Below are 22,003 nucleotides of genomic sequence, written 5' to 3' on the forward strand. Positions count from 1 at the left end.
TCAGGCCTCCGGGGCTTCGAACTTGGAGGTGCGCTGCATTCCGGCGGCCCGGCCCTTGCCCGCGATGACCAGGGCCATCTTGCGGCTGGCCTCGTCGATCATCTCGTCGCCGAGCATCGCGGAGCCCTTCTTGCCGCCCTCCTCGGAGGTGCACCAGTCATAGGCGTCGAGGATCAGCTCGGCGTGGTCGTAGTCCTCCTGCGAGGGCGAGAACACCTCGTTGGCCGCGTCGACCTGACCCGGGTGCAGCACCCACTTGCCGTCGAAGCCGAGAGCGGCGGCACGGCCGGCCACCTCGCGGTAGGCGTCCACGTCACGGATCTGGAGGAACGGGCCGTCGATCGCCTGGAGATCGTGCGTACGGGCCGCCATCAGGATGCGCATCAGGATGTAGTGGTAGGCGTCCGCCGGGTAACCGGGCGGCTGCTGGCCGACGACCAGGGTCTTCATGTTGATCGAGGCCATGAAGTCGGCCGGGCCGAAGATCAGCGTCTCCAGCCGGGGCGAGGCGGCGGCGATCTCGTCGATGTTCACCAGGCCCTTGGCGTTCTCGATCTGCGCCTCGATGCCGATCTTCCCGATCTCGAAGCCCATCGTCTTCTCGATCTGGGTCAGCAGCAGGTCCAGCGCCACGACCTGCTGGGCGTCCTGGACCTTCGGCAGCATGATGCAGTCGAGGTTCGGGCCCGCGCCCTCGACGACCGTGATGACGTCCCGGTACGTCCAGTGCGTCGTCCAGTCGTTGACCCGCACGACCCGGGTCTTGCCGCTCCAGTCACCGTTGTTCAGCGCGTCCACGATGTGGTGGCGGGCGCCCTCCTTGGCGAGCGGCGCGCAGGCGTCCTCCAGGTCCAGGAAGACCTGGTCCGCCGGGAGGCCCTGGGCCTTCTCCAGGAAGCGCGGGTTGGAACCCGGCACAGCCAGACACGAACGCCGGGGGCGCAGCCGGTTCACGGGGGTGGTGGGCGTGGTCATGCGGAGACCTCCAGAGGGTCGAGCTTGTTCGCTTTCCGGATCTCGTCGACGATACGGCCGATGATCTCCGTGATACCGAAGTCCTTCGGGGTGAAGACGGCGGCCACACCGGCTTCGATGAGCGCCGCGGCGTCGGCCGGCGGGATGATGCCGCCCGCGATCACCGGGATGTCCGGCGCCCCGGCCTCGCGCAGCCGGTGCAGCACGTCGGGCACCAGCTCCGCGTGCGAGCCGGAGAGGATGGAGAGCCCCACGCAGTGCACATCCTCGGCCAGCGCCGCGTCGGTGATCTGCTCGGGCGTCAGCCGGATGCCCTGGTAGACCACCTCGAACCCGGCGTCCCTGGCCCGTACGGCGATCTGCTCGGCGCCGTTGGAGTGCCCGTCCAGGCCCGGCTTGCCGACCAGCAGGCGCAGCCGTCCCACACCCAGGTCGGCGGCGGTACGGGTGACCTTCTCGCGGACCAGGGCGAGCGTGCTCCCCGGCTCCGCGGTGACCGCGACCGGGGCCGAGGAGACCCCGGTCGGCGCGCGGAACTCGCCGAAGACGTCCCGCAGCGCCCAGGACCACTCGCCGGTGGTGACGCCCGCGCGGGCGCACTCGACGGTGGCCTCCATCATGTTCTCGGTGCCCGCCGCGGCCTTCTTCAGCGCGGCCAGCGCCTCGGACGCCCGCGCCTCGTCGCGGTTGTCCCGCCACTCGTGCAGGGCGGCGACGACCCGGGCCTCGTTCTCGGGATCGACCGTCATGATCGCGCCGTCGAGGTCGGAGGTGAGCGGGTTGGGCTCGGTCGTCTCGTAGATGTTGACGCCGACGATCTTCTCCTCGCCGCCCTCGATCCGGGCCCGCCGGGCCGCGTGCGAGGAGACCAGCTCGGACTTGAGGTAGCCGGACTCGACGGCCGCCATCGCGCCGCCCATCTGCTGGATCCGGTCGATCTCCGCCAGCGACTCCTCGACCAGCGAGTCCACCTTGGCCTCGATGACGTGCGAACCGGCGAAGATGTCCTCGTACTCCAGCAGATCGCTCTCGTGCGCCAGCACCTGCTGGATCCGCAGCGACCACTGCTGGTCCCAGGGCCGGGGCAGGCCCAGCGCCTCGTTCCAGGCCGGCAGCTGTACGGCGCGGGCGCGGGCGTCCTTGGAGAGGGTGACGGCGAGCATCTCCAGGACGATGCGCTGGACGTTGTTCTCCGGCTGCGCCTCGGTCAGCCCGAGGGAGTTGACCTGGACGCCGTAGCGGAAGCGGCGCTGCTTGGGGTTGGCGATGCCGTACCGCTCGCGGGTGACGCGGTCCCAGATACGGCCGAAGGCGCGCATCTTGCACATCTCCTCGATGAAGCGGACGCCCGCGTTCACGAAGAACGAGATCCGGGCGACCACGTCACCGAACTTCTCCTCGGGCACCTGGCCCGAGTCGCGGACCGCGTCGAGCACCGCGATGGCGGTCGACATGGCGTACGCGATCTCCTGGACCGGGGTGGCCCCCGCCTCCTGGAGGTGGTAGCTGCAGATGTTGATCGGGTTCCACTTGGGGATGCGGTTGACCGTGTACGTGATCATGTCGGTGGTCAGCCGCAGCGAGGGCACCGGCGGGAAGACGTGCGTCCCGCGCGAGAGGTACTCCTTCACGATGTCGTTCTGCGTGGTCCCCTGGAGCTTGTCGGGGTCGGCCCCCTGCTCCTCCGCGACCACCTGGTAGAGCGCCAGCAGCCACATGGCGGTCGCGTTGATCGTCATCGAGGTGTTCATCTGCTCCAGGGGGATGTCCTGGAACAGCCGGCGCATGTCTCCGAGGTGCGAGACGGGAACACCGACGCGGCCCACCTCGCCGCGGGCGAGAATGTGGTCCGGGTCGTATCCGGTCTGCGTCGGCAGATCGAAGGCGACCGAGAGACCCGTCTGGCCCTTGGCGAGGTTGCGGCGGTACAGCTCGTTGGACGCCTCGGCGGTCGAGTGACCGGCGTACGTCCGCATGAGCCAGGGCCGGTCCTTCTGACGTTCGTTCATCGGAGAACCTCAGACGTTGCGGAAGCGGTTGATGGCGTCGATGTGCTGCTCGCGCATTTCCTGGTCGCGCACGCCCAGACCCTCGCGGGGGGCCAGGGCGAGGACGCCGACCTTGCCCTGGTGGAGGTTGCGGTGGACGTCGTAGGCGGCCTGGCCGGTGTCCTCCAAGGAGTAGACCTTGGAGAGGGTGGGGTGGATCTTGCCCTTGGCGATGAGGCGGTTGGCCTCCCAGGCCTCGCGGTAGTTGGCGAAGTGGGAGCCGATGATGCGCTTGAGCGACATCCACAGGTAGCGGTTGTCGTACTCGTGGGTGTAGCCGGAGGTGGAGGCGCAGGTGACGATCGTGCCGCCCTTGCGGGTGACGTAGACGCTCGCGCCGAAGGTCTCACGGCCGGGGTGCTCGAAGACGATGTCGACGTCCTCGCCGCCGGTCAGCTCGCGGATGCGCTTGCCGAGCCGCTTCCACTCCTTGGGGTCCTGGGTGTGCTCGTCCTTCCAGAACCTGTAGCCCTCGGCGTTGCGGTCGATGACCGCGTCCGCGCCCATGGCGCGGCAGATGTCGGCCTTCTCCGGGCTGGAGACGACGCAGATCGGGTTGGCGCCGCCGGCCAGGGCGAACTGGGTGGCGTAGGAGCCGAGTCCGCCGCTGGCGCCCCAGATCAGCACATTGTCGCCCTGCTTCATCCCCGCGCCGTTGCGCGAGACGAGCTGGCGGTACGCGGTGGAGTTGACCAGACCCGGGGAGGCGGCCTCCTCCCAGCTGAGGTGCTGGGGCTTGGGCATCAGCTGGTTGGACTTCACCAGGGCGATCTCGGCGAGCCCGCCGAAGTTCGTCTCGAAGCCCCAGATCCGCTGCTCGGGGTCGAGCATCGTGTCGTTGTGACCGTCGGAGGACTCCAGCTCGACCGACAGGCAGTGCGCGACGACCTCGTCGCCCGGGTTCCAGGCATTCACACCGGGCCCGGTACGCAACACGACGCCCGCCAGGTCGGACCCGATGACGTGGTACGGCAGGTCGTGACGCTTGGTCAGCTCGCTGAGCTTTCCGTAGCGCTCCAGGAAGCTGAACGTCGACACCGGCTCGAAGATCGACGTCCAGACGGAGTTGTAGTTCACCGAACTGGCCATCACGGCGACGAGGGCCTCGCCGGGGCCGAGTTCGGGCACCGGGACGTCGTCCAGGTGGATCGACTTGCGGGGGTCCTTGTCACGGGTTTCGAGACCCGCGAACATTTCCGCCTCGTCCTTGTGCACGGTGATCGCGCGGTAGGACTCGGGGAGGGACAGGGCCGCGAAGTCCGCGGCGGTGCTGTCCTGCGATTGGATCGCGTCCAGGATTTCCTTCACGGTGTTGCCTCCGGTGATGCGGCGTCGAGGGAACGCTTGAGGGGCCCTGCTGGCAGGGGAGTGCGGTGTGGAGGTGTTTGCCGTCGGTTCGGCGGGTGGAGCTCGGCTTTGCCCGGTGGAGCAAGAAGGGTGCCTGTGACGCAGGCGTCCGGGCGCGCAGCGCGGTGGTTGCGGGGACAGCCGGCGTACGTGTGAGGTCTCAGCACGCCGGCCGCCCGGACACCTTCAACGTATGGCACTCCGTGACACCTGACAAGGCACCCAGTGCCAACAATTTCTCTCACTTGTCATCCCGTGGGCACGCATGAGCAACACGATGGGTGTTACGGGACGTTCTGTCCTGCTGGCTGGCGGCTATCGGGCCGCGCGGTACACATACGGCGTCGTCGTGCCGAGCGCCGTGAAGCCGAGCCGGGCCAGGATCGGGGCCGACATGTCGCTCGCGTCGACCTGGAGGTAGCGGTAGCCGCGCTCGGCGGCGATCCGTGCCCGATACGTGACCAGCGCCCGGTAGACGCCCCTGCCCCGCCATTCCGCGACCGTGCCGCCGCCCCAGAGCCCCGCGAAGCCCGTGCCCGGGTACAGCTCCATCCGGGCCGAGCTGACCGGCTCCCCGTCGGCCAGCGCCACGAGCGCCATGAAGTCGTCCGGGGCCTCCTCCAGCCGCTTCACGACCTGGTGCAGGAGACGGGTCCCGTCCGTGCCGAACGCCCGCTCATGGGCCTGCGCCATCAGCTCCGCACCCGCCGCGTCCGTCACCGGGCGCAGCGTGACGCCTTCGGGGAGGACGACCGGCCCGGTCAGCAGCTCCGTGGGCGCGACCAGCAAAGTTTCCGGCGGATCCGGTACGAATCCGGCCGCCCGCAGCCGCTCGCCCAGGTCGGCGGGCCGGTCATGGGAGTAGAGCTTCCACTCGAACTCCTCGTGGCCGAGCGCGGCGCAGTGCTCGATCTGGGCCGTGATCGCCGCGTCGGCCCCGGCGGCGTCCAGCTCCGGGTCCGACCAGACGACGCCGTTCCAGTCGTCGGGCCCGCCCACCTGGCGTACGACGGGCCCGGCGCGCTCGACCCGCACGCCCGGCCCGTCGGGGCGGGCGTGCTCGCGCATCGTGCGGTCGTACAGGTCGCGTACGTCGTCGGTTCGCATGGGCGAACCGAACCACGGGCGCCGGGCCGCCGCGAACGGGTTTACGGGCGGGCGGCGAGGCCTCAGCGGTCCTCCGGAGCCTGCTCAGCGCTCCTTGAGAGCCTGCTGGATCGTCCGCATGACCTCGTCCAGCGGGGCGTCGGTACGCGCCACCGCGACGAGGACCTCGCCCTCCGTCGCGACCGTCGCGGCCGGGGCCCGCTCGGGCTCGGCCCCCGCGGTCCGGCCCGCTCCGATGCCCGTGCCGAAGGTGTCGCGCACGATCGCGAAGGCCCGGTCGAGCTGGGCCTCCACGTCGCCCTGGCCGCCCGCCCGCAGCCAGCGGCGCAGCACATGGTTGTGCGCGGTGACCACGGCGGACGCGGCGACCTCCGCGAGCAGCGGGTCGTCGTTGCCCACATGGTGGTCGCGCTCGTCGAAGTGGCCCAGGAGATAGCGGGTGAACAGCCGCTCGTAACGGGCCACCGACGCGATCTCGGCCTCCCGGAGGGTCGGTACCTCACGGGTCAGTTTGTAGCGGGCCACGGAGACGGCGGGCTTGGCCGCGTACATCTTCATGACTTCCTTGATGCCGCGGCAGACGGTGTCGAGCGGATGCTCGTGCGCGGGGGCGGCGTTGAGGACGGCCTCGGCCCTGACGAGGGTGTCGTCGTGGTCCGGGAAGATGGCCTCTTCCTTGGAGCGGAAGTGCCGGAAGAAGGTCCGCCGGGCGACGCCCGCGGCGCCCGCGATCTCGTCGACGGTGGTCGCCTCGTAGCCCTTCGTGGCGAAGAGCTCCATCGCGGCGGCGGCCAGTTCGCGGCGCATCTTGAGCCGTTGGGCGGCCGCGCGCGTCCCCGCGGTGGTCTCCGGGGCGTCGGTCGCGGCGGTGGCACGGGGTGACTTGGCGGGCTGGGACATGGCATGAACGTAACGCATCGATGCAGGAGAGCGCGCCTGCGGGGGCGGGCCGCCGGAGGGTCCCAGCAGCCCGCCCCACCCGGCTCCCGGGTCAGCGACGGGCATATTCGCGGAAGCCGCGCCCCGTCTTGCGGCCGAGGCAGCCCGCGGCGACCAGGTGCTCCAGCAGCGGCGCGGGCGCCAGGCCCGGGTCGCGGAACTCCTTGTGCAGCACCTTCTCGATGGCCAGCGAGACGTCCAGGCCGACCACGTCGAGCAGTTCGAACGGGCCCATCGGGTAACCGCCGCCCAGCTTCATCGCCGCGTCGATGTCGTCCAGCGAGGCGTAGTGCTCCTCGACCATCTTGATCGCGTTGTTGAGGTACGGGAACAGCAGCGCGTTCACGATGAACCCGGCCCGGTCCCCGCAGTCCACCGGGTGCTTGCGGATCCTGGCGCACACCGCGCGGACCGTGGCGTGCACATCGTCGGCGGTCAGGACCGTGCGGACGACCTCGACCAGCTTCATCGCGGGCGCCGGGTTGAAGAAGTGCATCCCGATCACGTCCTCGGGGCGCGCGGTCGCCCGGGCGATGGCGACGACCGGCAGCGAGGAGGTGGTGGTGGCGAGCACCGCGCCCGGCCGGCAGACCTTGTCCAGCGTCGCGAACAGCTGCCGTTTGATCTCCAGATCCTCGGCGACCGCCTCGACGGCGAGGTCGACCTCGGCGAACGCGTCCAGCGAACCGGCCGACGTGATCCGGGCCAGCGTCTCGTCCCGGGCCTCGGCGGTCAGCCGCCCCTTGGCCACCGAGCGCTCCAGCGACTTCGCGATCCGGCCCTTGGCGACATCCGCCTTCTCCAGGGTCCTGGCCGCCAGCACCACGTCGTAACCGGCCTTCGCGAAGACCTCCGCGATCCCGGACGCCATCGTCCCGGAGCCCGCGACGCCCACCGACGCCACCTCGCGGCCCGCACCGGCCTCGGCGCCGGCCGCCGGGGTCAGCGCGTCGGGCACCACGGTCTGGCCGCCCGGGGCGTCGTACGTGTAGAAGCCGCGCCCGGCCTTGCGGCCGGTCAGGCCCGCGCTGCTGAGCTGCCCGAGGACGGGGGCCGGGGCGTGCAGCCGGTCGTGGGACTCGGCGTACATGGCCTCCAGAACCGTACGGGCGGTGTCGATGCCGATCAGGTCCAGCAGGGCGAGCGGGCCCATCGGCAGCCCGCAGCCCAGCTTCATCGCGGCGTCGATGTCCTCGCGGGAGGCGTAGTTCGCCTCGTACATCGCGGCGGCCTGGTTGAGATAGCCGAAGAGCAGCCCGTCCGCGACGAACCCGGGTCGGTCGCCGACCGCCACGGGCTCCTTGCCGAGCTCCCGGGCCAGCGTGGTGACGGCCTCGACGGCGGGCGGCGCGGTCAGCACCGAGGAGACCACCTCGACCAGCTTCATCGCGGGCGCCGGGTTGAAGAAGTGCAGGCCGAGAACGCGCTCGGGGTGCTGGGACTCGGCGGCCAGCCGGGTCACCGACAGGGCGTTGGTGCCGGTCGCCAGGATCGCGGTCGGGGAGACGATCGCGTCGAGCTCCCGGAACACCTGCTGCTTGATCTCGTACGTCTCCGGCACCACCTCGATGACCAGCTCGGCCTCGGCGGCGGTGCCCAGGTCGTCGGAGGTGCGGAACCGGGCGAGGGCGTCGCCGCGCTCCTGCTCGGTGATCCGTCCACGGCCCACGGCCCGTGCGGTGGACGCTTCGAGGGAGGCGACGGCCCCCAGGGCGGCGGCCTCGCTGATGTCGATGCCGATGACCTCGCGGCCCGCCAGGGCCAGGACCTCGGCGATGCCGGTGCCCATGGTGCCGAGGCCGACGACGGCGATGGTGGAGAGAGGGGTGTCCATCACGGGACTCCAGGGTGAGTGACGACTGTGGAGCACGGCACGCGCGACCATGAGGGGAGGGCGGCGCGGGGCATGCGGAGGTTGAGTGTCGTGGTACTCGACGCAGGGCCGCTTGAGCGCGCCTGGTCGGAAGGTGACGGACTCTGTCCCGGAGTCGCGTCGCACGGAAAAGCCGAACCGACAAGCACTCCGGAGGCTGCGTCACCAGGCCACCGGAGCCTGCGGGGAGTGTGCCCCGCTCAGATGAGACTAACCGGCGAGTAACGAGCGCGCCACCCCTGGATCCTTGTGGCCTGGACCACATGAACTCCTCGATGACGGCCCGTACGGAGCGTGTCCGTCGATACGCTGAGCGTCATGGATGAGGAGTTCCGTTCACTCATGGACCGGCTGGAGCCCGAGGCGGCCGGATCGCCGCAGTACGCCCGGCTCGTCGCCGCCGAGGACCCGGAGGAGCTGGCCCTGGTCCTCGTGGAGCCGCACCGCCCCCTGTGGGCCCGCGAGCTGGCCGCCTTCCGGCTCGGCTGCGCGGGCGACCGGCGGGCCTTCGAGGCGCTGGTGCTCCTGCTCAACCACCGCGACCCCGAACGCTGCGTCTCCGCCGCCCACGCCCTGGCCCGCCTGAACGACCCCCGCACCCCGAGGGCCGCCGCCGCCCTCGCCACCAACGCGCTGCGCACCGCCTACGCCCTGCACCCGGTGCGCCTGCTGACCGACCTGCGGGCCCCCGAGTCGGTCCCCGCCCTGGTCGCCACCCTCCAACGCCTGCTGGCCCCCGGCGAACCGCACTGGCGCGTCGCCCTGGCCTGCGTCGAGGGGCTCGGCCGCCTCGCCGACGACCGCGCCCGGCCGGTCCTCACGGCGGCCCTGCCACACCCGCGCCTGGGCACGGCCGCGGCGGACGCGCTCAGCCGGCTGCCGGGGGAGTGAGCGGGCGGACGTAGCGCACCTCGGTCACGAGGGCCCCGCCCGCCGTGAACGTGTCCTCGGTTCCGTCCGGCCGGAACCCGGCCCGCTCGTAGAACCCGCGCGCCGCCACGTTGTCGCGGAGCACCCACAGCGCCATCTCCGGGTGGCCGGCGGCGACGGCACGGGCCGTCAGCTCGGCCAGCAGCGCGCGGCCGGTCCCGGTCCCGATGTGCTCGGGCAGTACGTAGATCGCGTACAGCTCGCATCCGGGGAGCGGGCGGCCCTCCGCGCGGTACGGGCCGGTGCAGGCCCAGCCGATCACCGCGCCGTCCGGCCGCTCGGCCACCACGTTGACGGACTCGCCGCGTTCGGCGAAGTACGTGCGCCGCAGCCCGGTCTCCTCGGCGATGTCCATCCGGTCCAGATACGGCTGCGGCAGCAGGCCCCGGTAGGCGTGCTGCCAGCCGCGCACCCGGATCGTGGCGACCGCCTCGCAGTCCTCGATCCGCATGTCACGGACCGTGGCGCCGGGCGGGTGCGGGGGAGTGGTGGAGTGCCTCATGCCGGGCCATCCTCGCCCACCCCCTCGCATCCCGCCCGCTGTTTTCGCCGGGACCGTCGGGGCGCTGGTGAAGCGCTCAGCGGCGGAAGCCGAGCAGGCCGTGCAGTCGGCTGCCCTTGCTGTTGTCCACCGACTGCGCCGCCGCCTTCTCGGCGGGCAGCGGCTTCGGGTCCGGGAGGGCGGCGCAGACCGCGTCCGCCTCGCCCCGGCCGCGCGGCACCGTGCCGTCGGTCAGATAGGCCGTCAGATGCTCGTCCAGACAGTCGTTGCCGCTCAGCGTGATGCCGTGGTTGCCGCCGCCCTCCTCCACGACGAGGCTGGAGCCCTTGAGCTTGCGGTGCATGCTGACCGCGCCGCCGTACGGGGTCGCCGCGTCGTCGGTGGCCTGGAGGATGAGCGCCGGGGGCAGCTGACGGTTGTTCACCGGGAGCGGCTGCAACGGCGCCACCGGCCAGTTCGCGCACGGCGCGTTGTACCAGGTGTTGTTCCAGGTCATGAACGGCGCCTTCTTGTGGATCCGGCGGCTGTCGTTGCGCCAGGTGCTCCAGTGCTCCGGCCAGCCGGCGTCGCGGCACTGGACGGCGGTGTAGACCGAGTAGCCGTTGTCGCCGCTCGCGTCGACCGCGCCGAAATTCTCGTACACCTCGACCAGCGCCTCGGCGTCCCGGTTCTTCACGTACGCGGCGAACGCCTCGGCGAGGTAGGGCCAGTAGCCGTTGTAGTACCCGCCGGGCAGGAAGGTGTCCTCCAGCTCGCTCGCGCCGACCGTGCCGCCCGCCGGCTCCCGCGCCACGTCCGCCCGCATCCGGTACCAGGCGGCCTCGACCGCCGCCGGGTCGGTGCCCAGGCCGTACGCGGCGTCGTGCTTCGCGACCCAGGCGGCGAAGGCCTTGTGGCGGTCGTCGAAGGCGTAGTCCTGGCCGAGGTTGCCCTCGTACCAGACGTCGTCCGGGTCGACGACCGAGTCCAGGACCAGGCGGCGCACGCGCTCCGGGTGGAGCTTGGCGTAGACCGCGCCGAGGTAGGTGCCGTAGGAGTAGCCGAAGTAGTTGATCTGCCGGGAGCCCAGCGCCCGGCGGATCACGTCGAGGTCCTTGGCCGCGCTGACCGTGTCCATGTACGGCAGCACATCGCCGTGCTTCTCGCCGCAGGCCCGGGCGAAGGACTCCGCCCGGTCGCGGTTGATCCGCTCCGCGCGGTAGGAGTCCGGCACCGAGTCCGGTCGCACCGGATCGAAGTGCCCGGGCAGGCAGTTCAGCGCCGGGGTGCTCTTGCCGACGCCGCGCGGGTCGAAGCCGATCACGTCGTACTGCGCGGCGACCTTCTTCGGCAGCGAGGACGCCACGAACCCGGCCATCGACAGACCGCTGCCGCCCGGACCGCCCGGGTTGACCAGCAGCGGGCCCTGGAAGGTCTTCGCGGTGTGCGGGACGCGGGACAGCGCGAGCGTGACCTGACGGCCCGACGGGCGGCGGTGGTCCAGCGGGGCGCGGACCTTCGCGCACTGGAGCGTCGGGTAGCTCTCGGTCGGACAGTCGGTCCACTTCAGCTTCGGGGCGGGCGGCGTGCTCGCCGGGGTGGCGGCGGCCGGGCCGGGCGCGGCGGTCAGCAGACCGGCGACGGTCGCACCGACGGCGACCAGAATTCCTGCACGTTTCGTCATGGGGCCTCCCGGAGTGGCGGGACGCGGCGCCGGATCACCGGTCCCCGCCGCATGCTCCCCGAATTCCCCGGCGGAAGGGCCCGTTCCGCGCGGAGTCGACCCGTACGGTCACGCCATCGGCCCCACCGGAGGCCCCACGGTCCTCACAGCAGGGTCAGCTGGGTGGGGCCGGGCTCCGGTGCGGCGGCGGGCATCGGTTCGATCCGCCGGGCCGCGCCCCGGTGCGCCGGGCCGATCCCGAACTCGTCCGCCAGCTCGTGCACCTGACGGGTGATCCGGCGCTGGTACCAGGTGGGGGCGTACGCCCCGTCCGCGTACATCCGCTCGTAGCGCTCCACCAGCTGCGGATGGTGCTGCCCCAGCCAGTGCATGTACCACTCGCGCGCGCCGGGGCGCAGATGCAGCACCAGCGGGGTCACCGAGGCGGCGCCCGCGCCCGCGTCCGCGACGGCGGCGACGGTGGCGCGCAACTGCTCCGGGCGGTCGCCGAGGAACGGGATGACCGGGGCCATCAGGACCGAGCAGCCGATGCCCGCGTCGGTGAGCGCGCGCACCACGTCCAGCCGGCGTTCGGGCGAGGGCGTGCCCGGCTCGACCGTCCGCCACAGCTCCCGGTCGGTGAAGCCGACGGAGACCGAGACGCCGATCTCGGCGACCTCCGCGGCCTGCCGCAGCAGCTCCAGGTCCCGCAGGATCAGCGTGCCCTTGGTCAGGATCGAGAAGGGGTTCGCCCGGTCGCGCAGGGCGGTGATGATGCCGGGCATGAGCCGGTAGCGGCCCTCGGCCCGCTGGTAGCAGTCGACGTTGGTGCCCATCGCGACGTGCTCGCCGCGCCAGTGCCGGGAGGCCAGCTCCCGCTGGAGCAGCTCGGCGGCGTTGACCTTGACGACGATCTGCGAGTCGAAGCCGATGCCGGTGTCCAGGTCCAGATAGCTGTGGGTCTTGCGGGCGAAGCAGTACACACAGGCGTGCGTGCAGCCCCGGTACGGATTCACCGTCCATTCGAACGGCATCCGTGAGGCGCCGGGCACCCGGTTCAGGATCGAACGGGCCCGGATCTCGTGGAAGGTGATTCCCCGGAATTCAGGTGTGTCGAACGTGCGCGTGGTCACCGCGTCCGCGGCGAAGAGCGCGCTGTCCCCGGTCGTGGGGTTCTTCTCGACCAGATGGTCCCAGCGCATGGACGCCTCCTCGGTAGCACTGACCGCAGAATAGAACACTTGTTCCCTTGATCGTGCGAGGCAGGCCCCGCGACTACCGTGTGGACCCTGGAGGAACCGCTACGTGACCGGGAGGTCCCGACCATGGCCAGCAAGTTCACCGAGCTCGCGATCGACTGCGCCGACCCCGTCGGCCTCGCCCGCTTCTGGTGCGCGGTCCTCGGCTACGAGGTGCAGGACGAGGACGAGGACGACGGCGTGGTCATCATCGGCTCGCCCGAGGTGCCCGAGGGCAAGAACCGCTCCGGCCCCGTGCCACCCGCGTTGACCTTCGCGCGGGTGCCCGAGGGCAAGACCGTCAAGAACCGGCTCCACATCGACGTCAACCCCACCGACCGGGAGCAGGGCGAGGAGGTCGAGCGGCTGCTCGCGCTCGGCGCCCGCCGCGCCGACGTCGGTCAGGGCGACGCGCCCTGGGTCGTCCTCGCCGACCCGGAGGGCAACGAGTTCTGCGTCCTCGCGACCCGCTGCCCCTGACCCCGTCCGGCCCCGATTTTGAGCGGCCGCACCCTAGGTGGTTGGCTCAGCCCACCCCCCGATTCACCGATTGCTGGAGGAACAGCCATGGCGCAGGTCGAGGCCACCACGGAGCGGATCATCGCGGCGGACGCAGAGGCGGTGTTCGACGCGCTGGCCGACTACAAGGACGTCCGCGGCAAGGTGCTGACCGGGCACTTCAGCGAGTACGAGGTCCGGGAGGGCGGCGATGGCGAGGGCACCCTCGTGCACTGGAAGCTCCAGGCGACCAGCAAGCGCGTCCGCGACTGCCTGCTGGAGGTCAGCGAGCCGACCGACGGACAGCTCGTCGAGAAGGACCGCAACTCCTCCATGGTCACCACCTGGACCGTCACCCCGGCCGGTGAGGGCAAGTCCAAGGCCGTGGTGACCACGGTCTGGGACGGCGCGGGCGGCATCGGCGGGTTCTTCGAGCGGACCTTCGCGCCCAAGGGCCTCGGCCGGATCTACGACGAGCTCCTCCAGAACCTCGCCACCGAGGTCGAGAAGTAGGAGCGCACGCAGAACCGGCCTCACCGGAACGGGTGGTTTTCCGGGGCGGCCGGTTGTGCGCCGTAGTGGCTCCCACCGGCGCATAAGCCCTCCGTACGCGCCGCGTACGCCCCTCGTCACGTTTGCCCCGCCTTGCCGCGCGATGCGAGAAATGGGCGGCGCAGGTGCGACGAGGGGAGCGTTACGTGGTGGGTGGTATCACGCTGGTGAAGGACGAGCCGGACGGCACGGGGCCCGACGGCCCGGCACCGGACGGCACGGCGGCGACCGTCGAAACCGCCGTACCGCCCCCGCCACCCCCTCCGGCCGGACCCGGACCCGGCGGGGCCGCGGCGGAGATCAGCCCCCGCAAGGTCCGCATGGTCTTCCTCGGGCTGATGCTCACCCTGCTGCTCGCGGCGCTCGACCAGATGATCGTCGCCACCGCCCTGCCGAAGATCGTCGGTGAGCTGCACGGCCTGGAGAAGATGTCCTGGGCGGTCACCGCCTACCTCCTCGCCTCCACCATCGTCCTGCCGCTCTACGGCAAGCTCGGCGACCTCTTCGGCCGCAAGGGCGTCTTCCAGTTCGCCATCGTGGTCTTCATCATCGGCTCCGCGCTGGCCGGCTGGTCGCGCACCATGGACGAGCTGATCGCCTTCCGCGCCATCCAGGGCGTCGGCGGCGGCGGCCTCATGATCGGCGTCCAGGCGATCATCGCGGACATCGTCCCGGCCCGGGAGCGCGGCCGCTACATGGGCCTCATCGGCGCCGTCTTCGGCCTCGCCTCGGTCGCCGGACCGCTGCTCGGCGGGTTCTTCACCGACCACGCCTCCTGGCGCTGGTGCTTCTACATCAACGTCCCCTTCGGCCTGGTCACGTTGGCCGTCATCGCGGTCGTCCTCAAGCTGCCGCGGCCCGCCGTCCGGCCCCGCCTCGACGTCCTGGGCGCGGTGCTCCTGGCCGTCGCCTCCACCTGCCTGGTGCTGGTCACCAGCTGGGGCGGCACCGAGTACGCCTGGGGCTCGCGCACCATCCTGGCCCTCTCGGCGGGCGCGGTCCTCACGACGGCGCTCTTCGTCGCCGCCGAACACCGGGCCGCAGAACCGATCATTCCGCTGCGGCTGTTCCGCGACTCCGTCTTCAACGTCACCGGCCTGGTCGGCGCGGTCGTCGGCATCGCGCTCTTCGGGGCCGCCAGCTACCTTCCCACCTATCTCCAGATGGTCGACGGGGCCAGCGCCACCGAATCCGGGCTGCTGATGCTCCCGATGATGATGGGCATCGTCGGCGGCTCCGTCGTCTCCGGCCAGCTCATCACCCGCACCGGCCGCTACCGGATCTACCCGATCGTCGGCAGCGCCGTCTCGGTGGTCGGCATGTGGCTGCTGTCCCTGCTGGAGGCGGACACCTCCCCGCTGGCGTACAGCTTCTACCAGGCCGTCCTCGGCGTCGGCATCGGACTGGTCATGTCCGTCCTGGTGCTCGCCGTGCAGAACTCCGTGCGCCCCTCGGACCTCGGCACCGCCACCAGCGCCAACAACTACTTCCGGCAGATCGGCGGCAGCGTCGGCGCGGCGATCTTCGGCACGCTGTTCGCCGGGCGGCTCTCCGACGCCCTCGGCGTACGCCTGCCCGTCGGCGCGGAGCTGCCCGACCCCGAGTCGATCACCCCGCAGATCGTCCACGCGATGGAACCCGCGCTGCGCGACGCCTACATCCAGGCGTACGTCGACGCGATGCCGCGCATCTTCCTCTACCTCGTGCCGGTGCTCGTGCTCGGCCTGATCCTCGCCTTCTTCCTCAAGGAGAAACCGCTGGTGTCCCACCACAGCCCCGAAGCCGCCGCCGAGCCCACGACCACCCAGATCCCCGCCGCCCGCGCCGACTCCGGCCGCCCGGCCGCCGGTCACCTCTCCGGGGTCCCGGTCCACGGCAGCGTCCAGCACTCCGACGGCACCACCGTCCCCCGGGCCGCCCTCACCCTCATCGACGTCCAGGGGCAGCAGGTCGGGCGCGGGGCCAGCGGCGAGGACGGGCGGTACGCGCTGAGCGTGCCCGGCGCCGGCTCGTACGTCCTGATCGCGGCGGCGGGCGGACACCAGCCGCAGGCCGTCAGCGTCACCGTGGGCGAGCGCCCCGTCGAGCTGGACGTGGTGCTCGGCGGCGCCGGACGCCTCGCCGGATCCGTCCTCACCCCCGACGGCGCCCCCGTACGCGACGCGGCCGTCACCCTCACCGACGTACGCGGCGAGGTCGTCGCCTCCACCCGTACCGGGCGCGAGGGCGGCTATGTCATCGGCGAACTGGTCGCCGGCGAGTACACGCTGGCCGCCAGCGCCCCCGCCTTCCGCCCCGCCGCCCTCCCGGTCAGCGTGCAGGCCGCCCGCGAGACCCGGCAGGACATCGAGCTGGCGGGCGGAGCCGTCCTGCGCGGCGTCGTCCGGGCCACCGGCGGACGCCCCGTCGAGGACGCCCGGGTCACGCTGCTCGACGCGGCGGGCAATGTGGTGGACACGCTCACCACCGGGCCCGACGGCTCGTTCCGGTTCGTCGATCTGTCGTCCGGCGAGTACACGGTGATCGCGGCCGGCTACCCGCCCGTCGCCACCGTCCTCCAGGTCGCGGGCGGCGGCCGCACCGAACGCGACCTCCAGCTCGGCCACGAGGACTGAGACCCGACGACCACGAAGGTGCGCCGAGCCCGACCGCCACGAAGGTGCGCCGGGCCCGACGACCACGAAGGTGCGCCGAGCCCGACCGCCACGAAGGTGCGCCGGGCCCGACGACCACGAAGGTGCGCCGAGCCCGACCGCCACGGAGGTGCGCCGGGCCCGCGCGGGCTCAGCGCACCTCCGCCGCCTCCCGCACCAGCCGCATCAGCGCCCGCGCCCCCGGGCTCAGGCCCCGCGCCGCCGGCAGCACCGCCACGCTCTCGTACACCGGCCGGCGCCCGCCCGCCAGCTCCACCGTGACCAGCCGGGCCGCCTCCGGCTTGCGGGAGAAGTGGTGCGGCACCACCGCGATCCCCAGCCCCTCCTGCACCAGCTCCAGCAGGCTGTGCACATCGTTGACCTCAAGGCCCACGGTCCGCCGCACTCCGGCCGCCGCGAACGCCTCGTCGGCGGCCCGCCGGGGCCCCCAGTCCGGGTGGAAGTCGATGAACGACGCCCCCGGCAGCTCCTCCCACCCCACCTCCGGCCGCCCGGCGAACGCGTGCCCGGCCGTGCACAGCAGCACCATCGGCTCCCGGGCCAGCGGCACCAGCTCGCCGCGCCACTCCGCCGGGCTGACCGTCGCCGCGAACGCCAGGTCGAGTCGGCCGCCCGCCACCCCGTCCAGCAGGCTGCTGGTGCCCTCCTGCCGCAGCCTCAGCTCCATCTGCGGATGCTCCCGGTGGAACGCCGCCAGCAGCCGCGCCGGGCTCACCCCCGCCACGCACTGCTCGACCCCCACCGTCAGCGTCCCGCGCAGCAGCCCCCGTACGGCATCGACCGCGTCCCGCGCCGCCCGGGCGCCCGCCAGCGTGCGCTCCGCCTCCACCAGCAGCGCCCGCCCGGCCTCGGTGAGCCGGACCGTGCGCGTGGTGCGGCTGAACAACGGGGTCCGCAGCTCCTGCTCCAGCGCCCGTACGGAGGCGGAGAGCCCGGACTGCGAGACGGCGAGGCGCTCGGCGGCGCGGGTGAAGTGCTGCTCCTCCGCCACGGCGACGAAGTGCTCCAGCTGACGCAATTCCATGATTGAGCAATCTAGGCGATGAATCCGAGCGGAATCTCCTGTTGGACTGCTGGATCCATCTGCGGAAGCCTGGAGGCCGCACCGCGCCGGTCCCGGCGCGCCACCCCCGTACCCCTCGCGGAGCTTCCGTATGTACCTGCCGTCCGCCGACCGCTACTCCGCCATGCCCTACCGGCGCACCGGCCGCAGCGGTCTGCTGCTGCCCGCGCTCTCCCTCGGCCTCTGGCACAACTTCGGGGGCGACAGGACGCCCGAGACGCAGGGCGCGATCCTGCGCCGAGCCTTCGACCTCGGCATCACCCACTTCGACCTGGCCAACAACTACGGCCCGCCGCCCGGCTCCGCCGAAGAGACCCTGGGCCGCGCCCTGGCCACCGACTTCGCCCACCTGCGCGACGAGCTCGTCATCTCCACCAAGGCGGGCTACCACATGTGGGAGGGGCCGTACGGGGAGTGGGGCTCGCGGAAGTACCTGCGCTCCTCGCTCGACCAGAGCCTGAAGCGCCTGGGCGTGGAGTACGTCGACATCTTCTACTCCCACCGCCCGGACCCGGACACCCCGCTCGAAGAGACGATGGGTGCGCTCGACTCCGCCGTACGGCAGGGCAAGGCCCTCTATGTCGGCCTCTCCAACTACTCCGCCGCGCAGACCCGCGAGGCCGCCGCGATCCTCAAGGACCTCGGCACCCCGCTGCTCATCCACCAGCCCCGCTACTCGATGCTCGACCGCCGCATCGAGGACGACGGGCTGCCGGACGTCCTCGACGAGCTGGGCGCCGGGTCCATCGCCTACTCGCCGCTGGAGCAGGGCATCCTCACCGACCGCTATCTGAACGGCGTTCCGGCCGGGTCCCGGGCGGCGGGCGCGAGCCCTTTCCTGTCCGCCGACGCCGTCACCCCGCAGCTGGTGGAGCGGCTGCGCGCGCTGGACGCCCTGGCGAAGGAGCGTGGCCAGTCGCTCGCGCAGCTGGCCCTGGCGTGGGTGCTGCGCGGCGGCCGGCTCACCTCCGCCGTGGTCGGCGCGAGCAGCGTCGCCCAGCTGGAGAACAGCGTCGAGGCCGCCCGGAACCTGGAGTTCACCGAGGACGAGCTGTCCCGGATCGAGGAGCTGCTGCGGGACGCGAAGACGGGCTGACGCCGGTCAGGCGCCTACGGAACGTACAGACGGTCAGGCGCCGGAGAGCGGTACGGGCGGGGCGGCCGGCAGCACATGGTCGCCCGCCTTGTCCGTGCTCAGGCACAGCGAGCAGACCACGGCGTCGTGCGTGGCGCAGGCGGCCAGGTCGGGGCGCTCGAAGGACTGCCGGCAGACATGGCAGTCGTACGCGTCCGCGCTCGGGTTGCCCTCGGTGTCCAGCAGCGGCACCGGGATGCCGTCGTCGCTGCGGCGCAGGTAGTACCTGCCCCGGGTGACGATCGCCATGACCGGGGTGAGGACGAAGGCGATCACGACGGCGGCGACCGGGGAGTACGGCTGGATCGTGTCGCCGAAGGCGTGGAAGTACATCGCGATGGACAGCCCGGAGGCGGCGGTGAACGCGGTCACGCCGACCGGGTTGACCGCGTAGAGCATGCCGCGGCGGAACTCCGGGGCGTGCGGGGAGAGCTTCAGCAGGTACTTGTTGACCCCGATGTCGGTGGCGACGGTCACCACCCAGGCGATGGCGCAGTTGGAGTAGAAGCCCAGGATGCTGTTGAGGAAGCTGAACATGTCGGCCTCCATCAGGATCAGCGCGAAGGCCAGGTTGACCAGGACGAAGATCATGCGGCCCGGGTAGTGCTTGGTGACGCGGGTGAAGGAGTTCGTCCACGCCAGCGAGCCGGAGTACGCGTTCGTCACATTGATCTTGATCTGGCTGATCACCACCAGGACCACGGCCAGCGGGACCACCAGCCAGGACGGCATCATCGCGTCGAACGCCCCGCGGAACTGCTGGATCGGCTCGGTCGCCGCGGCCGGTCCCACCTCGGAGAGGATGTAGACGGCGAGGAAGACGCCGATGGCCTGCTTGATCGCGCCGAGCACCACCCAGCCGGGACCGGCCATGACCATCGCCGTCCACCAACCGCGCTTGTTCGCCTCGGTCTTCGGCGGCATGAACCGCAGGTAGTCGATCTGCTCACCGATCTGGGCGATGAGCGAGAGGCAGACGCCCGCGCCGAGCAGCACGGACGCCGTGTTCAGGCTGCCCTCGCCGTCGGTGCCCGCGTAGGCGAGGAAGGTGTCGACGGTGCCCGGGTCGGTGGCGACGAGATAGACCAGCGGACCGACCATCAGCAGCAGCCAGACCGGCGTGGTCCACACCTGGAGCTTGCTGAGCGCCTTCATCCCGTAGATGACGAGCGGGATGACCATGAGCGTGGAGACGGCGTAGCCCAGCCACAGTGGCAGCCCGAAGCCGAGCTTGAGGCCCTGGGCCATGATCGCGCCTTCCAGGGCGAAGAAGATCACGGTGAAGCTGGCGAAGATGACGGCGGTGAGGACCGAGCCGTAGTAGCCGAAGCCGGAGCCCCGGGTGATCAGGTCCAGGTCGATGTTGTAGCGGGCCGCGTAGTAGGCGAGCGGGAAGCCGGTGATGAAGATGAGCGCCGCCGCGACGGTGATCGCGACCAGGGCGTTGCCGGTGCCGTGGGCCATCGCGATCCCGGCGCCGATGGAGAAGTCGGCCATGTACGCGATACCGCCCAGCGCGGTGGTCGCCACGACCATCGGGGTCCAGCGGCGGTAACTGCGCGGTGCGAAGCGGAGGGTGTAATCCTCCAGCGTCTCCCGCACCGCCTGGGGGCCGTCCGGGGCGGCGGGCGGTGCGGGGTCCGGTGGGCTCGGTTCGGCGAGTTGCGTGCGGGTATCCATGGCGGGCGACGCTAGGCAGTCGCCGTTTCCCGCGCGTACGGCCGGTGTGAAGGCGGCGTTACGGTATACCAACGGGGCGTCAGAGGGTGCGGGACGGCCGCGGCTTCATGCCCGTGCCTCAGGGAGCGATGCCCACCCCGTCGATCCGGCCCCAGACCCGCTCCTGCGCCGCGGTCATGGCGGGCCAGCCGAGCCCGCCCGGCCGGGGCAGCACCCGGGAGGCGTACGAGGACGGCCGGAACGCCGGATCGTAGAAGCAGCCCGTGCCGTAGGTCCGGTCGAAGGCGGCGCAGGAGCCGGCCAGCGAGCGCGCGGTGGGCTTGCGGCCGGTGCGGGCCCAACGGTCCAGCGCGGCGATGGAGTTGGCGTACTCCGCGTTGCTCAGCCCGCTGTGCTCGCTCTCCCGGGTGAAGCTCTGCACGAGCCGGTGCTCGCGCCCCGCGCCCCGCAGCGTGGCCCGGTAGGCGGACTCGTGCTCGACGAACGCCGTGGGGTCGTCGATCGCGTGCAGGGTCAGGACGGGCAGCGACACCCGCCCGGTGAGGTCGCTGTCCCACGAGAGGTCCCGGCGCGCGGCGGGGTCCGCCGAGAACCGTTCCACGCCCGCGTTCAGCGCCCGGTCGTCGTGCGAACCGGCGTACCGCACACCCCGGTTGGAGAACGGGTTACGGCCCTCCAGCCGGGTCGAGACGATGTCGCGGAAGGTGAACGTCGCGAACCGCAGATGCGACTCCAGCGACCGCTCCGGAACCTTGGTGACGGCCAGGATGTCGTCGAGGTTGCGCTGCTGGAGCGCGGTCCGGGCGGCCGGGTCGGCGTCGAAGCCGGTGCACTCGCGCAGCCGCGCGCGCAGCCCGGCGGCCGTCATCGTGGAGTCCGGGCGCAGCCCCTGCCACAGCGGGTACCGCGGCTCGGTGGGGCGTGGGTGGTTGCCGCAGTAGTACTGGTAGACCACGCGCAGGTCCACGCGGTAGTCGTAGCCGCGCGAACCGCCGCCCAGGACGCCGTTGGTCAGCAGCACCCCGTCGTACGCCCCCGGCTTCGTGCCGTACGTCTCCGCCACCTTGGCGGCCACGTTCCCGCCCCAGGACTGGCCGTGCACGAAGGTCCGCTCCGGCCTCCCGAACCGGTCGAGGAACACCCGGCGCACGCTCTCGGTGTCGGCCGCCGCCATCCGGGTCCCGTAGCCGCCGCGCCGGTAGGAGGAGCCGGCCCAGGCGTACCCCTCCTCGACCATGACGGCCCAGCGCTCCAGGTCCTCGGTGGAGCGGGCCGGGTCCGAGGCGTCGCCCAGGTCGGGCCCGCCGTGCGCGTGCACCACCAGCGAGCCGTTCCAGCGGGTCGGCACGGCGAGCGCGTAGTGCGCCCCGTTCCCGTCCAGCCCCGTGTAGCACCGGGCCTTTCCGGCCAGCGGGGCCGGACAGCCGGCGGCGATCGGCCCCCCGGCGGGGCTTCCCGCGGGTACGGGCGCTGCCGGGGCCTTGCCGGCCGTCCCGAGCAGCAGGGCCGTGATCGTGGCGGCCAGCGCGGCGGAGCGGAACCGGTGGCGGCGGTACATCGGCCGGACACGGGCGGTCGGGTGGGGGGAGTTCACGGGGGCGGCTCCTGGCTGTCCGCCCGGCGCGGTGTGCGCCGGGATTGCCCGGATGCTAGGAAGCGCCGCGGCCGGGGGAGAACCCCCGCGCACATTGCGTTCATAGTGTTCGCTCCGGGTGCCCCGAAGAGAGCCACGGGCGGGACCACCGGAGGGACCTTCCGCGGACTGGACCTCTGGCGGGCCGCCCCTCCCTGGCCCGCGCCGCTCACGGCGCGTACGGTGT

The 22,003-nt window shown here is 71.8% G+C and carries 17 protein-coding genes; 5 read left to right on the forward strand and 12 right to left on the reverse strand.

The features are described from left to right. The 6 genes from G3I54_RS34550 to G3I54_RS34575 form a co-directional block, all read right to left on the reverse strand. Entirely contained in the window at positions 1–975 is a 975-nt protein-coding gene (locus G3I54_RS34550; RefSeq protein ID WP_164620739.1) for a CoA ester lyase, read from the reverse strand. After that, positions 972–2,984 (reverse strand): protein meaA, encoded by a 2,013-nt coding sequence (locus G3I54_RS34555; protein WP_164620741.1) that lies wholly within the window; start codon positions 2,982–2,984, stop codon positions 972–974. The genes G3I54_RS34550 and G3I54_RS34555 overlap by 4 nt, the downstream gene beginning before the upstream one ends. A gap of 9 nt (positions 2,985–2,993) precedes the next feature. Continuing rightward, positions 2,994–4,331, reverse strand: coding sequence for a crotonyl-CoA carboxylase/reductase (gene ccrA / locus G3I54_RS34560; protein WP_164620751.1), 1,338 nt, complete (start codon positions 4,329–4,331; stop codon positions 2,994–2,996). A 354-nt stretch (positions 4,332–4,685) separates the two neighbouring features. Then, entirely contained in the window at positions 4,686–5,477 is a 792-nt protein-coding gene (locus G3I54_RS34565; protein WP_164620753.1) for a GNAT family N-acetyltransferase, read from the reverse strand. Between the two features lie 84 nt (positions 5,478–5,561). Beyond that, complete coding sequence (locus G3I54_RS34570) at positions 5,562–6,377, reverse strand: TetR family transcriptional regulator (protein ID WP_164620755.1); 816 nt, start codon at positions 6,375–6,377, stop codon at positions 5,562–5,564. Between the two features lie 91 nt (positions 6,378–6,468). Beyond that, a complete protein-coding gene (locus tag G3I54_RS34575; protein ID WP_164620757.1) occupies positions 6,469–8,250 on the reverse strand; it encodes a 3-hydroxyacyl-CoA dehydrogenase in 1,782 nt (593 codons plus the stop codon). Positions 8,251–8,583: 333 nt separating this feature from the next. Here G3I54_RS34575 and G3I54_RS34580 point away from each other — a divergent pair, with 333 nt between their 5' ends. After that, positions 8,584–9,180: an adenylosuccinate lyase gene (locus tag G3I54_RS34580; RefSeq protein WP_164620760.1), complete on the forward strand. Its 597-nt coding sequence runs from the start codon at positions 8,584–8,586 to the stop codon at positions 9,178–9,180. Here G3I54_RS34580 and G3I54_RS34585 read toward each other — a convergent pair. The 3 genes from G3I54_RS34585 to G3I54_RS34595 form a co-directional block, all read right to left on the reverse strand. Next, entirely contained in the window at positions 9,158–9,721 is a 564-nt protein-coding gene (locus G3I54_RS34585) for a GNAT family N-acetyltransferase (RefSeq protein WP_164620762.1), read from the reverse strand. The genes G3I54_RS34580 and G3I54_RS34585 overlap by 23 nt on opposite strands. 76 nt (positions 9,722–9,797) lie before the next feature. After that, on the reverse strand, positions 9,798–11,384 hold the full coding sequence (locus G3I54_RS34590; protein WP_164620764.1) for an alpha/beta hydrolase: 1,587 nt from the start codon (positions 11,382–11,384) through the stop codon (positions 9,798–9,800). 143 nt (positions 11,385–11,527) lie between these two features. Beyond that, entirely contained in the window at positions 11,528–12,565 is a 1,038-nt protein-coding gene (locus G3I54_RS34595) for an Rv2578c family radical SAM protein (protein ID WP_164620766.1), read from the reverse strand. Positions 12,566–12,688: 123 nt separating this feature from the next. On the opposite strand from G3I54_RS34595, the gene G3I54_RS34600 reads away from it, so the two are divergent. The 3 genes from G3I54_RS34600 (at position 12,689) to G3I54_RS34610 (ending at position 16,266) form a co-directional block, all read left to right on the forward strand. After that, positions 12,689–13,081, forward strand: coding sequence for a VOC family protein (locus G3I54_RS34600; RefSeq protein ID WP_164620768.1), 393 nt, complete (start codon positions 12,689–12,691; stop codon positions 13,079–13,081). Positions 13,082–13,168: 87 nt separating this feature from the next. Beyond that, positions 13,169–13,612, forward strand: coding sequence for an SRPBCC family protein (locus G3I54_RS34605; RefSeq protein ID WP_030588950.1), 444 nt, complete (start codon positions 13,169–13,171; stop codon positions 13,610–13,612). 185 nt (positions 13,613–13,797) lie between these two features. After that, positions 13,798–16,266 carry an MFS transporter gene (locus G3I54_RS34610; RefSeq protein ID WP_164620770.1) on the forward strand — a complete coding sequence of 823 codons (2,469 nt, stop codon included), beginning with the start codon at positions 13,798–13,800 and terminating at the stop codon, positions 16,264–16,266. A gap of 169 nt (positions 16,267–16,435) precedes the next feature. Here G3I54_RS34610 and G3I54_RS34615 read toward each other — a convergent pair whose 3' ends face one another. After that, positions 16,436–17,329 carry a LysR family transcriptional regulator gene (locus tag G3I54_RS34615; RefSeq protein WP_164620772.1) on the reverse strand — a complete coding sequence of 298 codons (894 nt, stop codon included), beginning with the start codon at positions 17,327–17,329 and terminating at the stop codon, positions 16,436–16,438. Between the two features lie 130 nt (positions 17,330–17,459). Here G3I54_RS34615 and G3I54_RS34620 point away from each other — a divergent pair, with 130 nt between their 5' ends. After that, on the forward strand, positions 17,460–18,464 hold the full coding sequence (locus tag G3I54_RS34620) for an aldo/keto reductase (RefSeq protein ID WP_164620774.1): 1,005 nt from the start codon (positions 17,460–17,462) through the stop codon (positions 18,462–18,464). A gap of 33 nt (positions 18,465–18,497) precedes the next feature. Here G3I54_RS34620 and G3I54_RS34625 read toward each other — a convergent pair whose 3' ends face one another. Next, positions 18,498–20,183 (reverse strand): allantoin permease, encoded by a 1,686-nt coding sequence (locus G3I54_RS34625; protein WP_164620776.1) that lies wholly within the window; start codon positions 20,181–20,183, stop codon positions 18,498–18,500. A gap of 118 nt (positions 20,184–20,301) precedes the next feature. After that, entirely contained in the window at positions 20,302–21,741 is a 1,440-nt protein-coding gene (locus tag G3I54_RS34630) for a hypothetical protein (protein WP_164620922.1), read from the reverse strand. Positions 21,742–22,003: the final 262 nt, after the last annotated feature.

The sequence above is a fragment of the Streptomyces sp. SID14515 genome, assembly GCF_010548505.1.
Classification (GTDB): domain Bacteria; phylum Actinomycetota; class Actinomycetes; order Streptomycetales; family Streptomycetaceae; genus Streptomyces; species Streptomyces caviscabies.

What these genes read in the sequence shown, in the direction of transcription:
- G3I54_RS34620 (WP_164620774.1), top strand. Translation starts at nt 17,460, where the DNA reads ATGTACCTGCCGTCCGCCGACCGCTACTCCGCCATGCCCTACCGGCGC.
- G3I54_RS34630 (WP_164620922.1), bottom strand. Translation starts at nt 21,741, where the DNA reads ATGTACCGCCGCCACCGGTTCCGCTCCGCCGCGCTGGCCGCCACGATC.
- G3I54_RS34570 (WP_164620755.1), bottom strand. Translation starts at nt 6,377, where the DNA reads ATGTCCCAGCCCGCCAAGTCACCCCGTGCCACCGCCGCGACCGACGCC.
- G3I54_RS34605 (WP_030588950.1), top strand. Translation starts at nt 13,169, where the DNA reads ATGGCGCAGGTCGAGGCCACCACGGAGCGGATCATCGCGGCGGACGCA.
- G3I54_RS34575 (WP_164620757.1), bottom strand. Translation starts at nt 8,250, where the DNA reads ATGGACACCCCTCTCTCCACCATCGCCGTCGTCGGCCTCGGCACCATG.
- G3I54_RS34590 (WP_164620764.1), bottom strand. Translation starts at nt 11,384, where the DNA reads ATGACGAAACGTGCAGGAATTCTGGTCGCCGTCGGTGCGACCGTCGCC.
- G3I54_RS34595 (WP_164620766.1), bottom strand. Translation starts at nt 12,565, where the DNA reads ATGCGCTGGGACCATCTGGTCGAGAAGAACCCCACGACCGGGGACAGC.
- G3I54_RS34565 (WP_164620753.1), bottom strand. Translation starts at nt 5,477, where the DNA reads ATGCGAACCGACGACGTACGCGACCTGTACGACCGCACGATGCGCGAG.
- G3I54_RS34550 (WP_164620739.1), bottom strand. Translation starts at nt 975, where the DNA reads ATGACCACGCCCACCACCCCCGTGAACCGGCTGCGCCCCCGGCGTTCG.
- G3I54_RS34600 (WP_164620768.1), top strand. Translation starts at nt 12,689, where the DNA reads ATGGCCAGCAAGTTCACCGAGCTCGCGATCGACTGCGCCGACCCCGTC.
- G3I54_RS34585 (WP_164620762.1), bottom strand. Translation starts at nt 9,721, where the DNA reads ATGAGGCACTCCACCACTCCCCCGCACCCGCCCGGCGCCACGGTCCGT.
- G3I54_RS34625 (WP_164620776.1), bottom strand. Translation starts at nt 20,183, where the DNA reads ATGGATACCCGCACGCAACTCGCCGAACCGAGCCCACCGGACCCCGCA.
- G3I54_RS34555 (WP_164620741.1), bottom strand. Translation starts at nt 2,984, where the DNA reads ATGAACGAACGTCAGAAGGACCGGCCCTGGCTCATGCGGACGTACGCC.
- G3I54_RS34615 (WP_164620772.1), bottom strand. Translation starts at nt 17,329, where the DNA reads ATGGAATTGCGTCAGCTGGAGCACTTCGTCGCCGTGGCGGAGGAGCAG.